Annotated in this window: 19 protein-coding genes; 6 read left to right on the forward strand and 13 right to left on the reverse strand. The window is 64.3% G+C overall.

The window, feature by feature from the left end; translation table 11 throughout:
- The first annotated feature begins 72 nt into the window (after positions 1–72).
- The 4 genes from ACVIIV_RS27905 to ACVIIV_RS27920 all read left to right on the forward strand — a co-directional run bounded on the left by ACVIIV_RS27905 (position 73) and on the right by ACVIIV_RS27920 (position 4,779).
- Positions 73–702: a CvpA family protein gene (locus ACVIIV_RS27905; protein ID WP_158668178.1), complete on the forward strand. Its 630-nt coding sequence runs from the start codon at positions 73–75 to the stop codon at positions 700–702.
- A 28-nt stretch (positions 703–730) separates the two neighbouring features.
- Positions 731–2,254, forward strand: a complete 1,524-nt coding sequence (gene purF / locus ACVIIV_RS27910; protein WP_456747011.1) for an amidophosphoribosyltransferase — start codon at positions 731–733, stop codon at positions 2,252–2,254.
- A 159-nt stretch (positions 2,255–2,413) separates the two neighbouring features.
- The gene (locus tag ACVIIV_RS27915) at positions 2,414–3,154 is read left to right on the forward strand and encodes an SDR family NAD(P)-dependent oxidoreductase (protein WP_456747012.1); all 741 of its coding nucleotides are present in this window, start codon (positions 2,414–2,416) and stop codon (positions 3,152–3,154) included.
- 398 nt (positions 3,155–3,552) lie between these two features.
- On the forward strand, positions 3,553–4,779 hold the full coding sequence (locus ACVIIV_RS27920; protein WP_456747013.1) for an ABC transporter substrate-binding protein: 1,227 nt from the start codon (positions 3,553–3,555) through the stop codon (positions 4,777–4,779).
- A gap of 104 nt (positions 4,780–4,883) precedes the next feature.
- On the opposite strand, the gene ACVIIV_RS27925 is transcribed toward ACVIIV_RS27920, so the two are convergent.
- From ACVIIV_RS27925 to ACVIIV_RS27955, 7 genes are all read right to left on the reverse strand, one after another.
- Complete coding sequence (locus ACVIIV_RS27925; RefSeq protein ID WP_456747014.1) at positions 4,884–6,140, reverse strand: TCR/Tet family MFS transporter; 1,257 nt, start codon at positions 6,138–6,140, stop codon at positions 4,884–4,886.
- Positions 6,137–7,519, reverse strand: coding sequence for a ribosome biogenesis GTPase Der (gene der, locus ACVIIV_RS27930; RefSeq protein ID WP_456747015.1), 1,383 nt, complete (start codon positions 7,517–7,519; stop codon positions 6,137–6,139). The genes ACVIIV_RS27925 and der overlap by 4 nt, the downstream gene beginning before the upstream one ends.
- A 104-nt stretch (positions 7,520–7,623) precedes the next feature.
- Positions 7,624–8,175, reverse strand: a complete 552-nt coding sequence (locus tag ACVIIV_RS27935; protein ID WP_456747016.1) for a hypothetical protein — start codon at positions 8,173–8,175, stop codon at positions 7,624–7,626.
- A gap of 59 nt (positions 8,176–8,234) precedes the next feature.
- On the reverse strand, positions 8,235–8,888 hold the full coding sequence (locus ACVIIV_RS27940) for a tetratricopeptide repeat protein (RefSeq protein ID WP_456747017.1): 654 nt from the start codon (positions 8,886–8,888) through the stop codon (positions 8,235–8,237).
- Positions 8,889–9,056: 168 nt separating this feature from the next.
- Positions 9,057–10,649 (reverse strand): class I adenylate-forming enzyme family protein, encoded by a 1,593-nt coding sequence (locus tag ACVIIV_RS27945; protein ID WP_456747018.1) that lies wholly within the window; start codon positions 10,647–10,649, stop codon positions 9,057–9,059.
- A 73-nt stretch (positions 10,650–10,722) separates the two neighbouring features.
- Positions 10,723–11,307, reverse strand: a complete 585-nt coding sequence (locus ACVIIV_RS27950; RefSeq protein WP_456748849.1) for an NnrU family protein — start codon at positions 11,305–11,307, stop codon at positions 10,723–10,725.
- 64 nt (positions 11,308–11,371) lie between these two features.
- On the reverse strand, positions 11,372–12,022 hold the full coding sequence (locus tag ACVIIV_RS27955) for a queuosine precursor transporter (protein ID WP_456747019.1): 651 nt from the start codon (positions 12,020–12,022) through the stop codon (positions 11,372–11,374).
- 98 nt (positions 12,023–12,120) lie between these two features.
- Between ACVIIV_RS27955 and ACVIIV_RS27960 the strand changes: the two genes are divergently transcribed.
- Positions 12,121–13,113, forward strand: coding sequence for a TIR domain-containing protein (locus ACVIIV_RS27960; RefSeq protein WP_456747020.1), 993 nt, complete (start codon positions 12,121–12,123; stop codon positions 13,111–13,113).
- Between the two features lie 49 nt (positions 13,114–13,162).
- Here the strand turns inward: ACVIIV_RS27960 and ACVIIV_RS27965 are convergent, their stop codons facing one another.
- Together ACVIIV_RS27965 and ACVIIV_RS27970 are read right to left on the reverse strand one after the other, a co-directional pair.
- Positions 13,163–13,741, reverse strand: coding sequence for a hypothetical protein (locus ACVIIV_RS27965; RefSeq protein ID WP_456747021.1), 579 nt, complete (start codon positions 13,739–13,741; stop codon positions 13,163–13,165).
- Between the two features lie 300 nt (positions 13,742–14,041).
- Positions 14,042–15,664: a peptide chain release factor 3 gene (locus ACVIIV_RS27970; protein WP_456747022.1), complete on the reverse strand. Its 1,623-nt coding sequence runs from the start codon at positions 15,662–15,664 to the stop codon at positions 14,042–14,044.
- Between the two features lie 173 nt (positions 15,665–15,837).
- Here ACVIIV_RS27970 and sugE point away from each other — a divergent pair, with 173 nt between their 5' ends.
- Positions 15,838–16,152 carry a quaternary ammonium compound efflux SMR transporter SugE gene (gene sugE / locus ACVIIV_RS27975; protein WP_456747023.1) on the forward strand — a complete coding sequence of 105 codons (315 nt, stop codon included), beginning with the start codon at positions 15,838–15,840 and terminating at the stop codon, positions 16,150–16,152.
- Here the strand turns inward: sugE and ACVIIV_RS27980 are convergent.
- The 4 genes from ACVIIV_RS27980 to ACVIIV_RS27995 form a co-directional block, all read right to left on the reverse strand.
- Entirely contained in the window at positions 16,145–17,149 is a 1,005-nt protein-coding gene (locus tag ACVIIV_RS27980; protein WP_456747024.1) for an anion permease, read from the reverse strand. The two genes, sugE and ACVIIV_RS27980, sit on opposite strands and share 8 nt — an antisense overlap.
- Positions 17,150–17,162: 13 nt before the next feature.
- Positions 17,163–17,807, reverse strand: coding sequence for a DUF47 domain-containing protein (locus ACVIIV_RS27985; RefSeq protein WP_027574217.1), 645 nt, complete (start codon positions 17,805–17,807; stop codon positions 17,163–17,165).
- Positions 17,808–17,962: 155 nt separating this feature from the next.
- Complete coding sequence (locus ACVIIV_RS27990; protein ID WP_456747025.1) at positions 17,963–18,931, reverse strand: branched-chain amino acid ABC transporter permease; 969 nt, start codon at positions 18,929–18,931, stop codon at positions 17,963–17,965.
- A 1-nt stretch (position 18,932) separates the two neighbouring features.
- On the reverse strand, positions 18,933–19,796 hold the full coding sequence (locus ACVIIV_RS27995) for a branched-chain amino acid ABC transporter permease (RefSeq protein WP_212371003.1): 864 nt from the start codon (positions 19,794–19,796) through the stop codon (positions 18,933–18,935).
- Between the last annotated feature and the right edge of the window lie 31 nt (positions 19,797–19,827).

Here is a 19,827-nt window from a genome sequence, read left to right on the forward strand (position 1 = left end):
CTTCTTTTAGGGCAGCGGCCAAACACCGATTCGCTGAGCGCCTTTGAGAGTACGAGCGGACCAGACCAGCCGATGCCAGTTACACTCCTCGACCTGATCCTGCTCGGTGTGATGCTGATCTCGGGCCTGCTCGCCATGGTCCGCGGCTTCATGCGCGAAATCCTGTCGATCGCGGCCTGGGGCGCGGCGGCGATCGTGACGCTGTACTCGTTCTCGAAGCTGCTGCCGACCGCCAAGACCTATTTCAACAACGACACGGTCGCGAGCGTGGTCGTGGTGGCCGGCGTGTTCGTCGGCACCCTGGTCGTGGTGTCCGTGATCACGGTCCGGATCTCCGACATGATCCTGGATTCGCGGATCGGCGCGCTGGATCGCACCCTCGGCTTTCTGTTTGGGCTGGCTCGCGGGCTTTTGATCGTCGTGGTCGCCTTCCTGTTCTTCACCTGGCTGGTTCCGGACAAGCAGCGCCCGGACTGGGTCACCGGGGCCAAGTCCCGCGTCGTGCTCCAGGGAACCGGCGATTGGCTGATGGCCCTCTTGCCTGACGACCCCGAGAACACCATCTTGAAGAGATTCAAGAAAAACAAACCAGATGATGATCAAGCTGAATCCGAGCAGCAGCCTTCGGGCAGCGGCGACGGATACAGTAAATCGGCTCGTGACGGCATGAAGAAGCTGATCGAGAAACCTGCGGCGCGTTGATAGAGCCCTAAAGAGAGGCGCGGACGAGATGCGACACCCTGACCAGGACGCCCAACTTGATCTCGATCCAAACGCCGGCGAGGGACCGGCCGCGCTGGAGCTTCAGGACGATCTGGAAGGGGATACGCTGCGCGAGGAATGCGGCGTGTTCGGCATCTACGGTCACCCTGATGCGGCCGCCATCACCGCGCTCGGCCTTCACGCCCTGCAGCACCGCGGCCAAGAGGCCGCCGGCATCGTCTCCTACGACGGCAGCCGCTTCCACTCAGAACGCCGCCTCGGCCTCGTCGGCGACACCTTCTCCCGCCGCGAGGTGATCGACCGCCTGCCCGGCAGCGTGGCGGTCGGCCATGTCCGCTATTCCACCACCGGCGCCACCATCCTGCGCAACGTGCAGCCGCTGTTCGCCGAGCTCAATGCCGGCGGCCTTGCGGTCGCGCATAACGGCAATCTCACCAACGGCCTGACGCTGCGCCGCGAGCTCGTGAAGCACGGCGCGATGATGCAGTCGACCACCGACACCGAGGTGATCCTGCACCTGGTTGCACGCTCCAAGCGCGCACGCTTCATCGAGCGCTATATCGACGCGCTGCGCGAGATCGAGGGCGCCTATGCGCTGGTCTCGCTGACCAACAAGAAGCTGGTCGGCGCGCGCGATCCGCGCGGCATCCGTCCCCTCGTGCTCGGCGAGCTCGACGGCTGCCCGATCCTGACCTCGGAGACCTGCGCCCTCGACATCATCGGCGCGCGCTTCGTGCGCGACATCGAGCCGGGCGAAGTCATCGTGTTCGACGAGAACGGCCAGGACATCCACAAGCCGTTCCCGCCGATGGCGCCACGCCCCTGCATTTTCGAATACATCTACTTCGCGCGACCGGATTCCATCGTCCACGGCCGTTCGGTCTACGAGGTGCGCAAGAATTTCGGCGCGCAGCTCGCGCGCGAGAGCCACGTGCCGATCGACGTCGTGGTGCCGGTGCCGGATTCCGGCGTGCCGGCCGCGGTCGGCTACAGCCAGTATTCCGGCGTGCCGTTCGAGCTCGGCATCATCCGCAACCACTATGTCGGCCGCACCTTCATCCAGCCGACGCAGGCGATCCGCGAATCCGGCGTGCGCATGAAGCACTCGGCCAACCGCGCCGCGATCGAGGGCAAGCGCATCATCCTGATCGATGACTCGCTGGTGCGCGGCACCACCTCGAAGAAGATCGTGCGCATGATGCGCGATGCGGGCGCCAAGGAAGTCCATTTCCGCCTCGCTTCGCCGCCGATCCTCTATCCCGATTATTACGGCATCGACCTGCCCGACCGCGGCGGCCTGCTCGCCGCGACGCATTCACTCGAGGAGATGCGCGAGATCATCGGCGCCGACTCGCTCGCCTTCCTGTCGATCGACGGCATGTACCGCGCCATGGGCGAGCCCGGCCGCGACCCCGCCAATCCGAAGTTCTCGGATCACTGCTTCACCGGGGCGTATCCGACCCACCTCACCGACCAGACCCAGACCGAGCCGCAGCCGCGGCAATTGTCGCTGCTGGCCGAGGCGAGCTGACGGCGAAGGCGCCATTCCGGGCGGTCCGGAGGACCGAACAATGGTGCGCAATTGCGCACCTGAGGATCTCGAGATTCTGGGTTCGATGCTTCGCATCGCCCCGGAATGACGGCGTGATCGGGGCTTGTCCCGGCCATCCACGCCTGTAAAACCAGCGCCATGACAAAGCCCCTCGCCAACCGCATCGCTCTCGTCACCGGCGCCTCGCGCGGCATCGGCTATGCCACTGCGATCGCGCTCGCCAAAGCCGGCGCGCATATCGTGGCCACCGCGCGCACGCAAGGTGGGCTGGAAGAGCTCGATGACGAGATCCGGAAAATCGGCGGCAGCGCCACCTTGGTGCCGCTCAATCTCACCGATTCCGACGGCATCGCGCGTCTCGGCGCCGGCCTGCACGAGCGCTACGGCAAGCTCGACATCCTGGTCGGCAATGCCGGCGTGCTCGGCCCTTCCTCACCGATCGGCCATATCGAGCTGAAGACCTTCAACGACGTGATGGCCGTCAACATCTCCGCGAATTTCCAGCTGATCCGCTGCATGGAGCCGCTGCTGAAGCAGTCCGATGCCGGCCGCGCCGTGTTCATCACTTCCGGCGCCGCCAACAAGGCGACCGCCTATGTCAGCCCCTATGCGGCCTCCAAGGCCGCGCTGGAAACGTTGGCGCGCGCCTGGGCGCAGGAGACCGCGAACAGCCCTCTGCGCGTCAACTTGTTCAATCCCGGCCCGGTCCGCACCCGCATGCGCGCCACTCTGATGCCGGGCGAGGATCCGGCGACGCTCGACACGCCCGAGCAGGTCGCCGAATTCATCGTGCCGCTGTGCGCACCCGACTGGACCGAGACCGGCAAGTTCTACGACTACAAGACCCGCACCTTGATGAGCTTCCGCGCGCCGGCCTGATTGACTCGACGTGCATGCCCACGATTGAGGGTAACGCCTATACCGCCGAGGTCGATACCGGAAAGCGCATTCAGAAATTCAAGCTGGCATCGGACGCGCTGAAATAGCGTCTCAACGCATTTTTCCCAAAAGTTAACGGACGGATGACGCTAATGCGCGATGAGATTGCGGCGAATAGCCATCGCGCTTTAGGGTATTATTTGAGCGTGATCTTTTCGGGAAACCGCTTCACACTTTGCGCTAACGCGGCCCTCCGGGTCCGGATCATGCTCTATGACGTAGCGCCATCCGGCTTTAGGTGCATTGCCGCCGGCCGTTGGACGGGCTAGAGCCATCAGCCGGAACAAGAGGCTCCGCAAGAGAGCCGTTCGCATATTTGACAATGGAGGAGACCTTTCATGACGACCACCCTCGCGCGCCGCTCCGCGGCCCTTCTGGCCTGTGCCGCCTTCGGTTTTGCAACATCCGCCTACGCGCAGGACAAAACCGTCAAGATCGGCGTGCTCAACGACATGTCCAGCCTCTATGCCGACATCGGCGGTCCGAACTCGGTCGCGGCGGTGAAAATGGCGGTCGAGGATTCCGGCCTGAAGGCCAAGGGCTGGACCATTGAGGTCCTCTCCGGCGATCACCAGAACAAGCCCGACATCGGCGTCAACATCGCCCGGCAATGGATCGACGCCGAGAAGGTCGATGCCATCGCCGACACGCCGAGCTCAGGCGTTGCGCTCGCGGTGAGCAACCTCGTCAAGGAAAAGAACGCGGTGCTGCTCAATTCGGGCGCGGCCACCGCGGACCTCACCGGCAAGGCCTGCACGCCTAACACGATCTCCTTCACCTACGACACCTACATGCTCGCCAACGGCACCGGCAAGGCGCTGACCAAGGCCGGCGGCGATAGCTGGTTCTTCCTCACCGCGGACTACGCGTTCGGCCATGCGCTCGAGCGCGACACCGGCTCCGTCGTCACGGCGACCGGCGGCAAGGTGCTCGGCGGCGTGAAGCATCCGCTCAACACTGCGGACTTCTCCTCCTTCCTGCTCCAGGCGCAGTCCTCCAAGGCCAAGATCATCGGCCTTGCCAATGCGGGCGGCGACACCACCAACGCCATCAAGCAGGCCGCCGAGTTCGGCATCGTCTCGGGCGGTCAGAAGCTCGCCGCGCTGCTGCTGTTCATCAACGACGTGCACTCGCTCGGCCTGAAGACCGCGCAGGGCCTGACCTTCACCGAGTCCTTCTATTGGGACCTCAACGACCAGACCCGAGAGTGGTCGAAGCGCTTCCAGAAGGTCTCGCCCAAGGGCTCGATGCCCTCGATGACGGTCGCGGGCCTCTATGCCGAGATCCTGCATTACCTGAAGGCGATGGATGCGCTCGGCAGCAATCCGCATGACGGCGCCAAGGTCGTCGCCAAGATGAAGGAGCTGCCGACCGACGATCCGCTGTTCGGCAAGGGCCCGCTGCGCCAGGACGGCCGCCGCCTCATCCCGGCCTATCTGTTCGAGGTGAAGAAGCCCGAGGAGTCGAAGGGGCCGTGGGACTATTACAAGCTGGTTGCCACCATCGCGCCGGAAGACGCGGCCAAGCCGCTCAAGGACAGCGACTGCCCGCTGGTGAAGAAATAAACCAGCCAACGCTTTCGTAGGGTGGGCAAAGGCGCCCAGGCGCCGTGCCCACCTCTCTCCGCGAATTGACCAAGCAGCGGTGGGCACGCTTCGCTTTGCCCACCCTACGAGACCGGCTTAGTCCCACCCAGCGTCCGCACGGCAATCGCCACGCACACCACCATCAGCACCGCTGCGAGCAGGAACGGCGCGCCGGGCAGATGCAGCGGCGCGCTGGCGCCGATGAAATACGAGAACGTCAGGGTGAACAGGAACGGGCCGACGAGCTGCGACACGCTCTGCACGCTTGCGGTCGCGCCCTGCAGCTGGCCCTGCTGATCGGGCGCGACCAGCCGCGTCATCAGCGATTGCGAGGCGGCCCCCGAGATGCCCCACAGCGCCAAAATGGGAATGCCGAGCCAGGATAACGGTCCGGTCGGCGCGGCGCCGAGGACCACGAAGCCGATTGCACCACAGCACAGGCCCAGCAACAGGGCCTTTCGCTCGCCGAGCACGCGCACGATCGGGCCGATGGCGAGCCCCTGCACCACCATGGCGCAGATGCCGACCATCGCAAGCGTCAGCCCGACCGTCTTGGAATCCCAGCCGTAGCGATAGGTCGCATAGAGCACGAAGGTCGAGGGCAGCACGACATGCGCGACCTGCGCGATGAAATTGACGATCGACAGCCCGGCCAGTGCCGCGTTGCTGCGGAGCAGACCCAGGGCGCCCACCGGACTGGCACTCTTCCAGCGGAACGGTGCGCGTCTTTCCGGCGCCAGCGATTCCGGCAGCACCAGCAATCCATACAAAGCATTGGCGAAGCTTAGGGCCGCCGAGGCCCAGAACGGCAGGCGCGGATCGATATCGCCGAGCAGGCCGCCGAGCGCCGGGCCCAAGATGAAGCCGGCGCCGAAGGCCGCGCCGATCCTGCCGAAGATCGCCGCGCGCCGCTCCGGCGGCGTGATGTCGGCGATATAGGCAAAGGCGGTCGAGATGCTGGCCGAGGTGATGCCGGAGATCACGCGGCCGATGAACAGCCACGCAAGCGATGGCGCCAGCGCCATCAAGACGTAGTCGGCCGCGAGCCCGAAATTCGACAGCAGCACCACCGGCCGCCGCCCGAAGCGATCGGACAGCGCGCCGAGGACGGGCGAGAACACGAACTGCATCAAGGCCCAGGCGGTGCCGAACAGGCCGAAGATGCGCGCCGCATGCGCGGTGTCGTTGTCCACGAAGCTCTCGATCAGCTTCGGCAGGATCGGCATGATCACGCCGAGCGCGAGCATGTCGAGCAGGATGGTGACGAAGATGAAGGCCACCGCGCCGCGCCGGACCGGCGCAGCACTTGCCGCTGGCGCCTCGCCGGCCTCGTTGCTCACGACGGCCGCTTGCGCTTGTGGGCGAAGGGATTGGCCTTCTCGCGCAGGGTGATGCGCACCGGCGTGCCCGGCAGCTCGAAGGTCTCGCGCATGGAATTGGTGAGATAGCGCAAGTAGGATTGCGGCACCGCGTCGGCACGCGAGCAGAACAGCACGAAGCTCGGCGGACGCGCCTTGTTCTGGGTGATGTAGTTCAGCTTCAGCCTGCGGCCGGAGACGGCCGGCGGCGGATTCGCCTGGATCGCCTGCTCGAACCAGCGATTGAGCGCGGCCGTCGGCACGCGCCTGTTCCAGACCGCATAGGCGTCCTGGATCGCCTGCATCAGGCGGTCGATGCCCTCACCCATCAGGCCCGAGACGGCGACGATCGGCACGCCCTTGAGCTGCGGCAACCAATGGTCGGCGTCGCGGCGCAGGCCCGAGATCGCGCCGCCGCCCTTGGTCTCCATCAGATCCCATTTGTTGACGGCAAGCACGACCGCCCTTCCCTCGCGCTCGATCAGATCGGCGATGCGCAGATCCTGCTCCTCGAAGCGGTTCTGCGTGTCCATCATCAGCACGACGACTTCGGCAAAGCGCACGGCGCGCAGCGCATCCGCAACCGAGAGCTTTTCCAGCTTCTCCTCGATGCGCGAGCGCCGCCGCAGGCCGGCGGTGTCGAACACGCGAAAATCGCGGCCCTTCCAGTTGATCTCGACCGCGATGGAATCGCGCGTGGTGCCGGCCTCGGGGCTCGTCAGCAGCCGCTCCTCGCCGAGCAGGTGGTTGATCAGCGTCGACTTGCCGGCATTGGGCCGGCCGACGATCGCGACCCGGATCGGGCGCGTCGCGGCTTCTTCCTCGGAGAGCGGCTCGTCGTCCTCGTCCTCATCATCCTCGACGGGCTCCGGCATCAGCTTGGCCAACGCATCATAGAGCTCGCCCATGCCCTCGCCGTGCTCGGCCGAGATCTGGATGGGATCGCCGAGGCCGAGCGCAAAAGCCTCCATCGCGCCGGCATCACCATGCTTGCCCTCACTCTTGTTGGCGATGAGCAGCACCGGCTTGTTGGCCTTGCGCGCGAAATCGGCGAAGGCGCGATCGGTGGGTGTGAGACCAATGCGGGCGTCGATGACGAAGAACAGCGCGTCGGCTTGCGCGATCGCGGTCTCGGTCTGCTCCTGCATGCGCGCGGTCAGCGAGCCCTTGGCGCCCTCGTCGAGGCCGGCGGTGTCGATGATCGTGAACTGGAGGTCGCCGAGCCTGGCCTCACCCTCGCGGCGGTCGCGGGTGACGCCCGGCAGATCATCGACCAGCGCGAGCTTCTGTCCAACCAGGCGGTTGAACAGCGTCGATTTGCCGACATTGGGCCGGCCGATGATGGCGATCGTGAAGGACATCGGTCATTCGTGCGCTGCCAGAGCTGCGCCTGTCAATGCAATGAGGATAATTGTTTGAGCATGATCTTTTCGGAAAACCGCTTCACACTTTTCCGGATCATGCTCTAGCGCGAGAAGCTGCCGCTCGGCAGCGGCGCCGGGAAAGCGCTCTGCGATTGCTGCTGCGTGGTTTGGGCCGGTTGCGCCTGCTGGACGGGCTGATCCGGCGGCGGCGCGGTGGTGCGCCTGCGGACGATCTTGTGCTTGGGCGGCGGAGCGGACGTCGCCGGCGCGGCCTCCGGCTGGGCCTCGCCGTCGATCTCGCCGGCGGGCGCTTCAGCCGGCGCGGCCGCCGTGGCGGCGGGTTGTCGGGACTTCGCCGCCTTGGCCCCCTTCGCCGGCTTGGCCGGTTCCGGCGGGGGCTCCGCAGGCAGGGCCGCGACGGCCGGCGCGTTCGCATCGGGCTGCTGCTGCGCGCCCTTGTACATCTCCCTCGGCACGCCTTGCTCGAGGCCGGGCACGCCCTCGGGGAACACCGGCTTGCGGTCGCCCGGCAGCTTCTTCTTGGTGTCGAGGAAGTCGAGCATGTCGCTTGGATCGAAGCTGGAGCAGCCGCCCAGGACGCCCGTGAAGGCGATCAGGACGGCGGCTGCGATCAAGCGTGGCGTGCGGCGCATATCGTGTCTCGTCTAGGTCAGAGAGCCGTCGTCAGCTCTACTTGCTCAGCTCTTCTTGCTCAGCTCTTGGCGACGGGCGGCAGCAGCGCCTGGAGCGCCTCGGCGCGCGAGCGCAGGCCGGGCGGCGTTTCGCCGTCTCCGTCAATCGCCTCGAGCCATTTGCGGGCTGCGGTCATGTCGTTGTTACGCCAGGCCGACAGCGCCAGCATCTCGCGAGCGGTGTGGCGGAAGGTCGATTTCGGCGCCGCGGAGGCTTCCAGCCGCTGCTGCATGTCCGCGTAGCTGGCGCTGTCGAGCAGCAGGCCGGCGGCACGGATCTTCGCCAGATCCTGCCACTCGCCGCCAACACTGCGATCGGCGGCAATGTCGTCATACATCTTCGCGGCGGCCTTGGGGTCGCGGCTGGCGGCCTCGGCTGCAGCACGCAGCCGCGCCAGGGTGCGATAGCCGGACGGAGCCTTGGCAGCGAGCTCGGTGAAGGCCGCCTCGGCCTCGCCATGCTTGTCCTGCTCGGACAGCTCGACGGCCTTCTCGAAGGCGGCGCCGGCCTCGGCCGCCTTCTTGGCCTCCAGATATTGGTAGCCGCGCCAGCCACCGACAGCGGCCACGACCAGCACCATCAGGGCGATGAAGTAGATCGAATACTTGTCCCACAGCTTCTTGAGCTGTTCGCGACGTACTTCCTCGTTTACTTCGTCAAATAATTCAGACACTTATGCCAATCCCATGCCCGTCCGGATACGCGCGCGGAAGCGTTCGCGTCAGGAATCCCGTCCCCCGTGTGGCGGCGAGGTACCCTAACGATATGGCGGTGGCAAGGCAAAGCGAGCCCGATCAAGGCGTTAACCACCCGGGAAGACCCGGAGAGCCGCCTGCCCGGCTCAGGTTCCGAGGCGCTCCCGCAGCTGCCGCTTCAGCACCTTGCCATTGGCATTGCGTGGCAGCGGCTCTGATGTGATCGCCATGGTTTCGGGGACCTTGTAGTCGGACAGCCGCTCGGCGCACCAGGCGCGCAGGTCCGCGTCGGCAACGGGTGCGCGCGTCACCACCACGGCGTGGACGCGCTCGCCCAGCACCGGGCACGCCTTGGCAATGATCGCGCTCTCGACCACCGCGGGATGGCCGGCCAGCACGGATTCGACCTCGGCCGAATAGATCTTCAGGCCGCCGCGATTGATCATGTCCTTTTGCCGGTCGAACACGCGGACAAACCCCTCGGCGTCGACCGAGCCGAGGTCGCCGGAGTGCCAGAACCCGCCGGTGAAGCTTTCGGCCGTGGCTTTTGGGTTATTCCAATAGCCCTTAATGACGGAGGCACTCTGGATCCAGAGCTCGCCGATCTCGCCGCGCGGCAGCTCGCGCCCGTCCGTCCCCATCGCAATGATGCGCGCGCCGGGACACGGCAGGCCGACGCTGTCGATGTGGCTCTCCGTCAGCTCGCCCGGCATGATGGTCGAGGGCGACGTCGTCTCGGTCGCGCCGTAGCAATTCATCAGCTTAAGGCCGGGAATCTTGGCCTTGAGCTTCTCGATGGTGGCAACCGGCATCGGCGCGCCGCCGAAGCCGCCGATGCGCCAGCTCGACAGATCGTAGCCGTCGAAATCCGGCTGCAGCAGGCAGAGATTGTACATCGCGGGCACCATCACCGTGTAGGTGACGCGCTCGCGCGCGGCGAGCTTGAGGTAATCGGCCGCCTTGAACTCCGGCATGATGATCAGCGCGCCGCCGCAGCGGATCATGGTCGTGATGTTGGCGACGACGCCGGTGACGTGGCCGAGCGGCACCGCCGCGATCGAGCGGTCGGCTTCCGTCAATTGCAGGCAGGACACGAACACCATCGAGGAATGCACGATGTTGCAATGGGCCAGCATCGCGCCCTTCGGCTTGCCCGTAGTGCCCGAGGTGTAGAGGATCATCGCGGTATCCTCTTCGCTCACCTCGACCGGTGCAGGCGCCGGCGCATTGTCGGCGAGCGCGGAGAAGCGAGACCGGGCCGGATCGTCGTCCACGGCGATGCGGTGGATCAGATCGGGCACGTCCTGCGCATCGGGCAGCCGCTCGGCGAGCGATGCCTCGTGGATCAGGATTTTGGCGCCGCAATCGGCGAGCACATAGGCGATCTCCGGCTTTTGCTGGCGCGTGCTGAGCAGCACGGTGACGAGCCCCTCATGCGCGGCGGCGAACAGCAGCAGCGGAAATTCGATGCGGTTGCCGAGCAGGATGGCGACACGGTCGCCGCGCTCAAGGCCGAGCTTGCGAAGGCCCGCCGCGATCCTCGCGGCCTGCTCCATCGCCTGCCGCCAGCTCAGGCGGACATTGCCGCAGATCAACGCTTCGCCATCGGCATTGCGGCCCCGCGCCTCGGCGATCATCGCCCAGAGGCTCGCGGGCCGATCTGAAAATGCCGGCACTACGCGATCGCCGAAGCGCGCCTCGAGCCGCATCGGCGGGATCTGAGATTGCGACCAATCCATCGAAGGGGCCTTGGCTTGTTGCTCTTGTTAGCTTCCGCGCATGGACATCCGGGTTGTGTCTTGTGCTGACCGGCTAGACGCCGACGACAGGGACACCGATCACGACCGGATGGAACGCGAAGGCCAGGGCCATATAGGCAACCACGCCGACCGCGACCGCGATCAAATCGTTGGTGACGCCGCCGACCGGTATCGGCGGCCCGCCGCTGTCGGTGCGATGCTTGAGCGTAATGCGATCATACACCGCCCAGCCCAGGAACGAGCCGAACAGGATGATGGAGCCGAGATCGCCATTGGCGAGCAGATGCGCCGCCGCCCACAGCTTGATGCCGGCCAGCATCGGATGCTTCAGCGTCGCATAGATGCGGCCGCGCAAATATGACGCCACTACCAGGACGACCGCGGGCAGCATAAGCGCGAGCGCGATGTGCTTCATTGCCTTCGGCGGATACCAGACGTCGATCCAGCCGGAGCTGCGATAGTGGGCAAAGCCCCAGATGATCAGCGCCAGCCCCGCCAGCGAGACCAGCGAATAGAGGATCTTGTAAGTCCCCTCGCCCAGCTTCGCGATCGCCTGCGCGCGCGCCTCGCGTTTCGTCGTGAAAATATGGGCTGCGAAGAACAGCACCAGCCCCAGAATCATGACCAGCAGACCCACGACATCCCCTTGCGTAAGACCTTGCTCCATCAGGTATCATCTTGACCCCGCGAAGCGCAATGCATCAGTCCTTCCCGGCCAGCTTTCCGCTTCGCGCTTCGATCCAGTCTCGCCCCATCGAGATGCTCAACTTCACCAGAGGCGCGGTAACGGTGGAGAAGAGCAGCTTGATCAGATACTGACCGACGATTGTCGGCAGGACGACGCCGGTACCGTAGAACGCGATCGACACGAATATGACGGTGTCCAGCAGCTGAGCAAACATCAGGCTGAGCCAGGCCGACAGCACCACGGACCTCCTGCCGAACGCCGTCTGGCGCAGCAGAAGGAAGAACGACAGATCAAAGTGCTGACTGACCATGTAGGCGATCCAGCCACCGATCCAGATTCGAACCGAAGAGCTGACGACGGCTTCGAAATCCTGCTGGTGGTGCCAGCCTGGAGCTGGCGGGAGATAGGCGGCAAACTCGAAATAGGCGGCGGACAAGGCCATGCTGAGCAGGCCCAGATTGATCACCCGCCTGGAATACTCCTTGCCGAACAGCTCGGCGATCGTGTCGATGATGATGAATGTCAGCAGATAGCTGAAGACCGTCGCACTGGCGTCCAGGCCGAAAGGCAGCGCGAACAATTTCGAGCCGGCGATCGTGCTGGTGATCAGCAGTGACGAATGGAGTGTGAGCAAGAATAAGAAATAGCTGGTCCTGGCGTCCATCGAATAACGGCCCCGGGGCAGTATGGCGTTGATAGGTCAAGGCTACGAGCCAAAACCCGGAAAGACAACTTGTTGTTGAATTCGGCGTCTGGCGGAATATGATCCAGACATTGCAGATAAATCGGGCGGTTCATTATGGCCGACAAAATCAGTTTCGATGCCAGAATACTGGATTTTCTTCGAGCCTCCCACGGCCGTTCGCAGGAGGCCATCATCGTGGAATTCCTGCAGACGGCGATCGCGATCAGCCCGGCCGCCGACGCCGGATCGGTCCTGATCGACCATCCCAAAATGAACAGGCTGGTGCTCTTCAACGAGGGCGACTTCCTGTTTCGCGAGGAATTGCTGGATTCTCATGCCCGGGCCAAGTTTCCACCACGCTGGGCTACTTCGGAACCATCGCGGGCAATTGCTTCCGCACGGGTACGCAGACCGTCTTCTCGCGTGCGCAAGGCGGCGAGTTCTACGGCGACAGCCCCATCCAGAACATGGTCTGCTTCCCAATCAAACTGGGACCCAGCCGGAGCCCGTTTGGAGTTGCTTGCTTCCACAATAACATCCCGGAGAAGGCGTTCTCGCCCGAGGACCTGCGCGTCCTGGAGGCCTACACCGATATTCTGGCGCTGGCCCTGCATACGCCGCATCCGGAGCTCCAGCTCGACCGCAACGTCTTCATCGTGCATGGAAGGGACGAAAGAAGCCGGATATCACTGGAATCGATTTTGCGGCAGAACAAGGTCAATCCGAAGGTGCTGCTGCGGGAAGACAAGAATGCAACAACGATCCTGTCAGCGCTCGAGGAGCTGATCCGGACTTGCAAGGCAGGCTTCATCCTAGCGACGCCCGACGACGAGGGACGCCTGGGAAAACCCAACGAGCAACTCGCGGCGCGAGCGCGCGAGAATGTCATCTTCGAGATGGGGATGCTCTTTGCCAAATTCCGCGCGTTCGACCGGGTCGCCATCCTGCTGAAGAAGCCGCTGAGACTGCCATCCGATCTCAACGGGGTCACCTATGAGGAATTCGAAAGGATCGAGGACATCGAAGCCACCGTCGTGCGCAAGTTGGACAGCTGGAAATTGCTGAGCTGACGAGCCTCTCACACGGTGGCCATATCGCTGGGCTAAACTCGACAGCAGGTCAATTCGGGAATTGCCTGTTGTCGACATAGCGGATCGCGATCGGTCGGCCTGCCAGCGCGCCGCCAAGGCCGCTGGTGAACTTCAGCGGCAGACATGCTCTCAACGATGCGTTGATCGCGTTGAGATAGGTCGTGCGGGTGTCGGCGGGAACGCCCGCGGTCGCAAATGTCATGCGCGGCGGGCCGATCAGGCCACCCGATCGGTTGAGGCTGAATCGCACCGACATCTGCATGCCCTCACGCGCATTGTCCGATGGGGGCGACCAACAGCTGCGCAGCTCGGCAAAGAGATCGCCGATCGTGTCGAGATCGTGATCGGGCTTGCGGTATTTGGCACGATCCGCCTCGGACGGCACGCTCTCGATCGTGAGCTGGAGGTTCTGGCCGTAGGGGTAATCGATCTCGGGAATGCAGGGACCGGGCTCGAGCGGGCTGCAATATGATGGCGTGCAGGGCCGGCCGTCGAGCACGCTGCACGGCTCGTGCGAGAACGGGATCGGATTGATCTGCCGGGGCCGCGCGTCGGCGGCGATCGTAGAGATCGTCAGCAGGGTAAGAACGAGAATGCCGCGCCACATGGAGTGAACTCGCAAGGTCACACGAGTTGAAGGTGGCATTGCCTCCAACAACGTCAAGTCTGAGGCCGTTCACGTGCTCGCGTTCAGGCACGCTGTCCTCGCCCGGCTTGCCGTCTTCGCTGAAGCTTCGCCGGCCGAGTAGTTTCGGGGCCCGGCGTAGCTTTGCGGAACCGAGACCGGGCGACCCAGTACTCCGAGACGGTAGTGATTGAATCGATGGGCTGCGGCGTACTGGATTCCCGCCTTCGCGGGGAATGACAGCTGAGGGTGTGACTGCAAAGCGGGCAGAACGCCCGCCGCCTACCCCTTCTTCTTGACGTCCTTGACGTTGGTGAACTCGATGCCCTCGGCGCGCTCCCTGGTGTAGCCGAGGTAGAACTCGTTCCTGGCGAGATACACGGGATCGCCGTCGACATCGTCCGCAATGCTGGAGGTATTCGCGACGATGAAGGTGTCGAGCTTCCTGCGATCCTCGGAAGAGACCCAGCGCGCCAGCTGGAATTCGCTGACCTCGAACTCGACCGGCAGCGAATATTCCGCCTCGAGCCGCGCCTTGAGCACGTCGAGCTGGAGCGCGCCGACCACGCCGACCAGCGCCGGCGCGCCGTCGCGCGGGCGGAACACCTGCACCACGCCCTCTTCCGACATCTGCTGCAGCGCTTCCTTCAGCTTCTTCGCCTTCATTGCGTCGGTCAGACGGACGCGGCGGACGATTTCCGGCGCAAAGCTCGGCACGCCGACGAAGTTGAAATCCTCGCCCTCGGTCAGCGTATCGCCGATGCGCAGCGTGCCGTGATTGGGAATGCCGACAACGTCGCCGGCAAAGGCTTCGTCCGCCACCGAACGGTCCTGCGCGAAGAAGAATTGCGGGCTCGACAGCGGCATGCTCTTGCCGGTGCGCACCAGCTTCGCCTTCATGCCGCGGCTGAGCTTGCCCGAGCAGAGCCGCGCGAAGGCGATGCGGTCGCGGTGGTTCGGATCCATGTTGGCCTGGATCTTGAACACGAAGGCGCTCATGCGGGGATCGGTGGCCTCGACCTTGCGCTGGTCGCTGTCCTGCGCGCGCGGCTCGGGCGCGAACTTGCCGAGGCCTTCCAGGAGGTCGCCGACGCCGAAATTACGCAGCGCGCTGCCGAAATAGACCGGCGTCAGATGGCCTTCGCGGAACGCTTCGAGCTCGAACGGCTTCGACGCCTCGGTGACGAGCTCGAGCTCGTCCTTCACGGCGGAGACGTCGAGATTGGCGTTGAGCTTGGCCAGTTCCTCGATCGCGATCTGCTGCGCCGCGCCGGTCTTGGCGCCGCCGCCTTCGAGCAGGCGGACGCCGCCATTGACGACGTCATAGGTGCCGAGGAAGTCGCGGCCGCGGCCGACCGGCCAGGTCATCGGCGTGGTGTCGAGCGCCAGCGTCTTCTCGATCTCGTCGAGCAGCTCGAACACGTCGCGGCTCTCGCGGTCCATCTTGTTGATGAAGGTGATGATCGGGATGTCGCGGAGGCGACACACTTCGAACAGCTTTCGGGTGCGCGCCTCGATGCCCTTGGCGGCGTCGATCACCATCACGGCGGAATCGACCGCGGTGAGCGTGCGGTAGGTGTCTTCCGAAAAGTCCTCGTGGCCCGGCGTGTCCAGCAAGTTGAAGACGAGGCCTTCGAACTCGAAGGTCATGACCGAGGTCACGACCGAGATGCCGCGCTCGCGCTCGATCTTCATCCAGTCCGAGCGGGTGTTGCGCCGCTCGCCCTTGGCCTTGACCTGGCCGGCGAGATTGATGGCCCCGCCGAACAGCAGCAGCTTTTCGGTCAGCGTGGTCTTGCCGGCGTCGGGGTGGGAGATGATCGCAAAGGTCCGCCGCCGCGCCACTTCAGCGGCAAGCGGGGAACGGGCCGGCGATTCGGCTGTGGTGGCGGCGATTTCGGACATGGCGGGAGCGTGTGGCAGGGAAAGCGGGCCTGATCAAGCCTCATTTGGTGATTGCGGAGCCCGTCGGCCAGCCCCATATCGGCGCTTGGTCATATCAGTCTTGGGGAGGACGGCCTCCCCATCCATCAGCACATCAGCCGCGGGGACGACCCTGCCTGGAATGGAGGGTCGTCGTGGCCTGGAGCATCCTGTTTGTCGCCGGTCTTCTCGAGATCACCTGGGCGATCGGCCTGAAGTACACCGACGGCTTTACCAAGCTTGTTCCGTCCGTCATCACGCTGGCGGCCATGGCCGGCAGCGTCATCCTGCTCGGATTTGCGCTCAAATCACTTCCCGTCGGTACCGCCTATGCGGTCTGGACCGGCATCGGCGCGGTCGGCACTGCGACGCTCGGCATCTTCCTGTTCGGCGAGCCGGCAACGGCCTTCCGTCTCGCCAGCATCGCCCTGATCGTCGCCGGGATTGCCGGGCTTAAGCTCGTTACCTGACGACCTGGACCACCCACCAGGTCAGCGCCGCGACGATGGCGGAGGCCGGGATCGTGATCACCCAGGCATAGACGATCGAGCTGGCGACGTTCCAGCGGACTGCCGAAACGCGGCGGGCGGCGCCGACGCCGACGATGGCACCGGTGATGGTGTGGGTGGTCGAGACGGGAACCCCGAGATAGGTCGCCATGAACAGGGTCGCGGCGCCCCCCGTCTCGGCGCAAAAGCCCTGCATCGGCGTTAATTTCGTGATGCGCAGGCCCATGGTGCGGACGATGCGCCAGCCACCCATCAGCGTGCCCAGCGCCATCGCCGCCTGGCAGGACAGCACCACCCAGAACGGCACCGAGAAGTCGCTGCCGAGATGGCCTTGCGAATACAGCAGCACCGCGATGATGCCCATGGTCTTCTGCGCATCGTTGCCGCCATGGCCGAGCGAGTAGAGCGAGGCGGAGGCGAATTGCAGGATGCGGAAGGCACGATCGACCGCGAACGGCGTCGAGCGCACCGAGGCCCAGGACACGATCGCCACCAGCATCATTGCGAGCAGGAAGCCGACCAGCGGCGACAGCACGATCGCCAGCACCGTCTTGGACAGGCCGCTCCACACCGCGGCCGAGATCCCCGCCTTGGCCATGCCGCCGCCGATGAGCCCGCCGATCAGCGCGTGCGAAGACGAGGACGGGATGCCGAGCGCCCAAGTCACGAGGTTCCAGACGATGGCGCCGACGAGCGCCGCGAAGATCACCTGGGCATCGACGACGGCGGGATCGATGATCCCGGTGCCGATGGTCTGGGCGACGTGGAGACCGAACACCATGAAGGCGATGAAATTGAAGAATGCGGCCCAAAACACCGCGAATTGCGGCCGCAGCACGCGGGTCGAGACGATGGTCGCGATCGAATTGGCGGCGTCATGCAGGCCGTTCAGGAAATCGAACAGCAGCGCGACGGCGATCAGTCCGACCAGGACGGGAAGACCCAACGCAGCATCCACGGCGCGCCCTGCCCTACACTTGCTCGATGACGATGCTGTTGATCTCGTTCGCCACATCGTCGAAGCGATCGGCCACCTTTTCGAGATGGTCGTAGATCTCGACGCCGACGATGAAATCCATCGCGTTGCCGTCGCGATGCTTCAGGAACAATTCCTTCAGGCCGATGTCGTGGAGATCGTCGACACGTCCCTCCAGCTTGCCGAGCTCCTCCGTGATGGCGGTCAGCATGGCGACGTTCGGGCCGATCGATTGCATCAGCGGCAGCGCACGCCCGACCAGATTGGCACATTCGATCAGGAGCCCGCCGATCTCGCGCATGGGAGGCTCGAAGGCGCGAACTTCGAACAGCATGACGGCCTTGGCCGTCTGCTGCATCTGGTCGATGGCATCGTCCATCGACGTGATCAGGTTCTTGATGTCGCCTCGGTCGAACGGGGTGATGAAGGTGCGGCGCACCGCCGTCAGCACCTCACGGGTGATGTTGTCGGCGTCGTTCTCGAACTGGTTGACGCGCTGGCAATAGACCGGCGTCTCCTCGCCCCCATTGAGCATGCCCTGGAGCGCGATCGCCCCCTGGATCACCGTCTGGGCATGCCGGTCGAACAGGTCGAAGAACCGTTCTTCCTTCGGCAGGAACGCACGAAACCATCGCATCATGGGGGTAGGCTACCGGTTGGAAATGGCCAGGCCCGAGGGGCCGTCACAAAACCGTCATAGACCATTTTCGATCCGCGCGCGTGTCATCTCACGCCCGCGGAGCCGGATCATCCACCGCTTTCACGCAGCAAGCAAACTGATTTAAAATCAACTGCTTAGAGCGATCGTCGCAAGTAATGCGCGATTTCGCCGATGACGCCACGGCGGAAGGTGAGCACGCAGATCACGAAGATCGCGCCCTGGATCACCGTCACCCACTGGCCGAAGCTCGCCAGATATTGCTGCATGGCGATGATCACGAAGGCGCCGACCACGGGGCCGAAAATGGTGCCGAGACCGCCGACCAGCGTCATCAGCACGACTTCGCCCGACATCGTCCAGTGCACGTCGGTGAGCGAGGCGTTCTGCGCCACGAACACTTTCAGTGCACCGGCAAAGCCGGCGAGCGTCCCCGACAGGACGAACGCCAGGAACTTGTACTGGTCGGTGCGGTAGCCGAGCGAGATCGCGCGCGGCTCGTTCTCGCGGATCGACTTCAGAACCTCGCCGAACGGCGAGTTGATGATACGGAAGATCAAGAGGAAGCCGGCGAGGAAGCCGACCAGCACGACGTAGTACAGAACCGTCGGCTTGGAGAGGTCGAGGACACCGAACATGTGTCCCTGCGGAATGCCCTGGATGCCGTCTTCACCATGGGTGAACGGTGCCTGCAGGTAGATGAAGTACAGGAGCTGCGACAGCGCCAGGGTGATCATCGAGAAATAGATGCCCTGGCGGCGGATCGAGATGTATCCGGTGACGATCGACAGGACGAACGCCGCGGCGACGCCGACGAGGATACCGAGCTCCGGCGGCAGTCCCCACACTTTCAGCGCATGCGCGCTGCAATAGCCGGCGGTGCCCAAGAACATCGCGTGGCCGAACGACAGCAATCCGCCGTAACCAATCAGCAAATTGAAGGCGCAGGCGAGCAGCGCAAAGCACAGGGCCTGCATCACGAAGAACGGATAGACTCCCGTAAATGGGACCGCCGCGAGCAGCAGCGCCATCACCACGAACACGGTCATCTCGTCGCGCATCGCCCGCGGGGTCGCAGGCAGCGTGTCGTCCGTCAGGGTTGTCATCTCAGGCCGCCCTTCCCGTCAATCCCGTTGGCTTCACCAGGAGCACCAGCACCATCAGCACGAACACGACGGTGTTGGAGGCCTCGGGGTAGAAATATTTGGTCAGCCCCTCGATCACGCCGAGCGCGAAGCCGGTGATGATGGAGCCCATGATCGAACCCATGCCGCCGATCACGACGACCGCGAACACGACGATGATGAGGTCGGCGCCCATCAGCGGCCGCACCTGGTTGATCGGCGCCGAGAGCACGCCTGCGAGCGCGGCAAGTCCGACACCGAGGCCGTAGGTCAGCGTGATCATGCGCGGCACGTTGATGCCGAACGCGCGCACCAGCGTCGGATTTTCCGTGGCGGCGCGCAGGTAAGCGCCGAGTTGCGTCTTCTCGATCAGGAACCAGGTGGCAAGACACACCACCAGCGAGAACACGACGACCCAGCCGCGATAGACGGGTAAGAACATGAAGCCGAGATTCATGCCGCCCCTGAGCTGATCCGGAATGGCGTAAGGCAGGCCCGAGGAGCCGAAGTAGTTCTGGAACAGGCCCTGCACGATCAGCGCGATGCCGAAGGTCAGCAGCAAACCATAGAGATGGTCGAGCCCCGTCAGCCACTGCAGCATGGTCCGTTCCAGGATCATGCCGAAGATACCGACGATGATGGGGGCCAGCAGCAAGGCCCACCAGTAGTTGATGCCGCCGAGGTTCAGCAGGAAATAGGCGACGAAGGCGCCCATCATGTACAGTGCGCCATGGGCGAAATTGATGATGTTGAGCATGCCGAAGATCACGGCAAGCCCGAGACTGAGCAGCGCGTAGAACGAGCCGTTGATCAGTCCCACCAGTAGCTGAGCGTATAGAGCCTGCATCGATCGATCTCGTACCCAGTCCCGTTTTGTT

This window comes from Bradyrhizobium sp. USDA 4354, assembly GCF_054060315.1.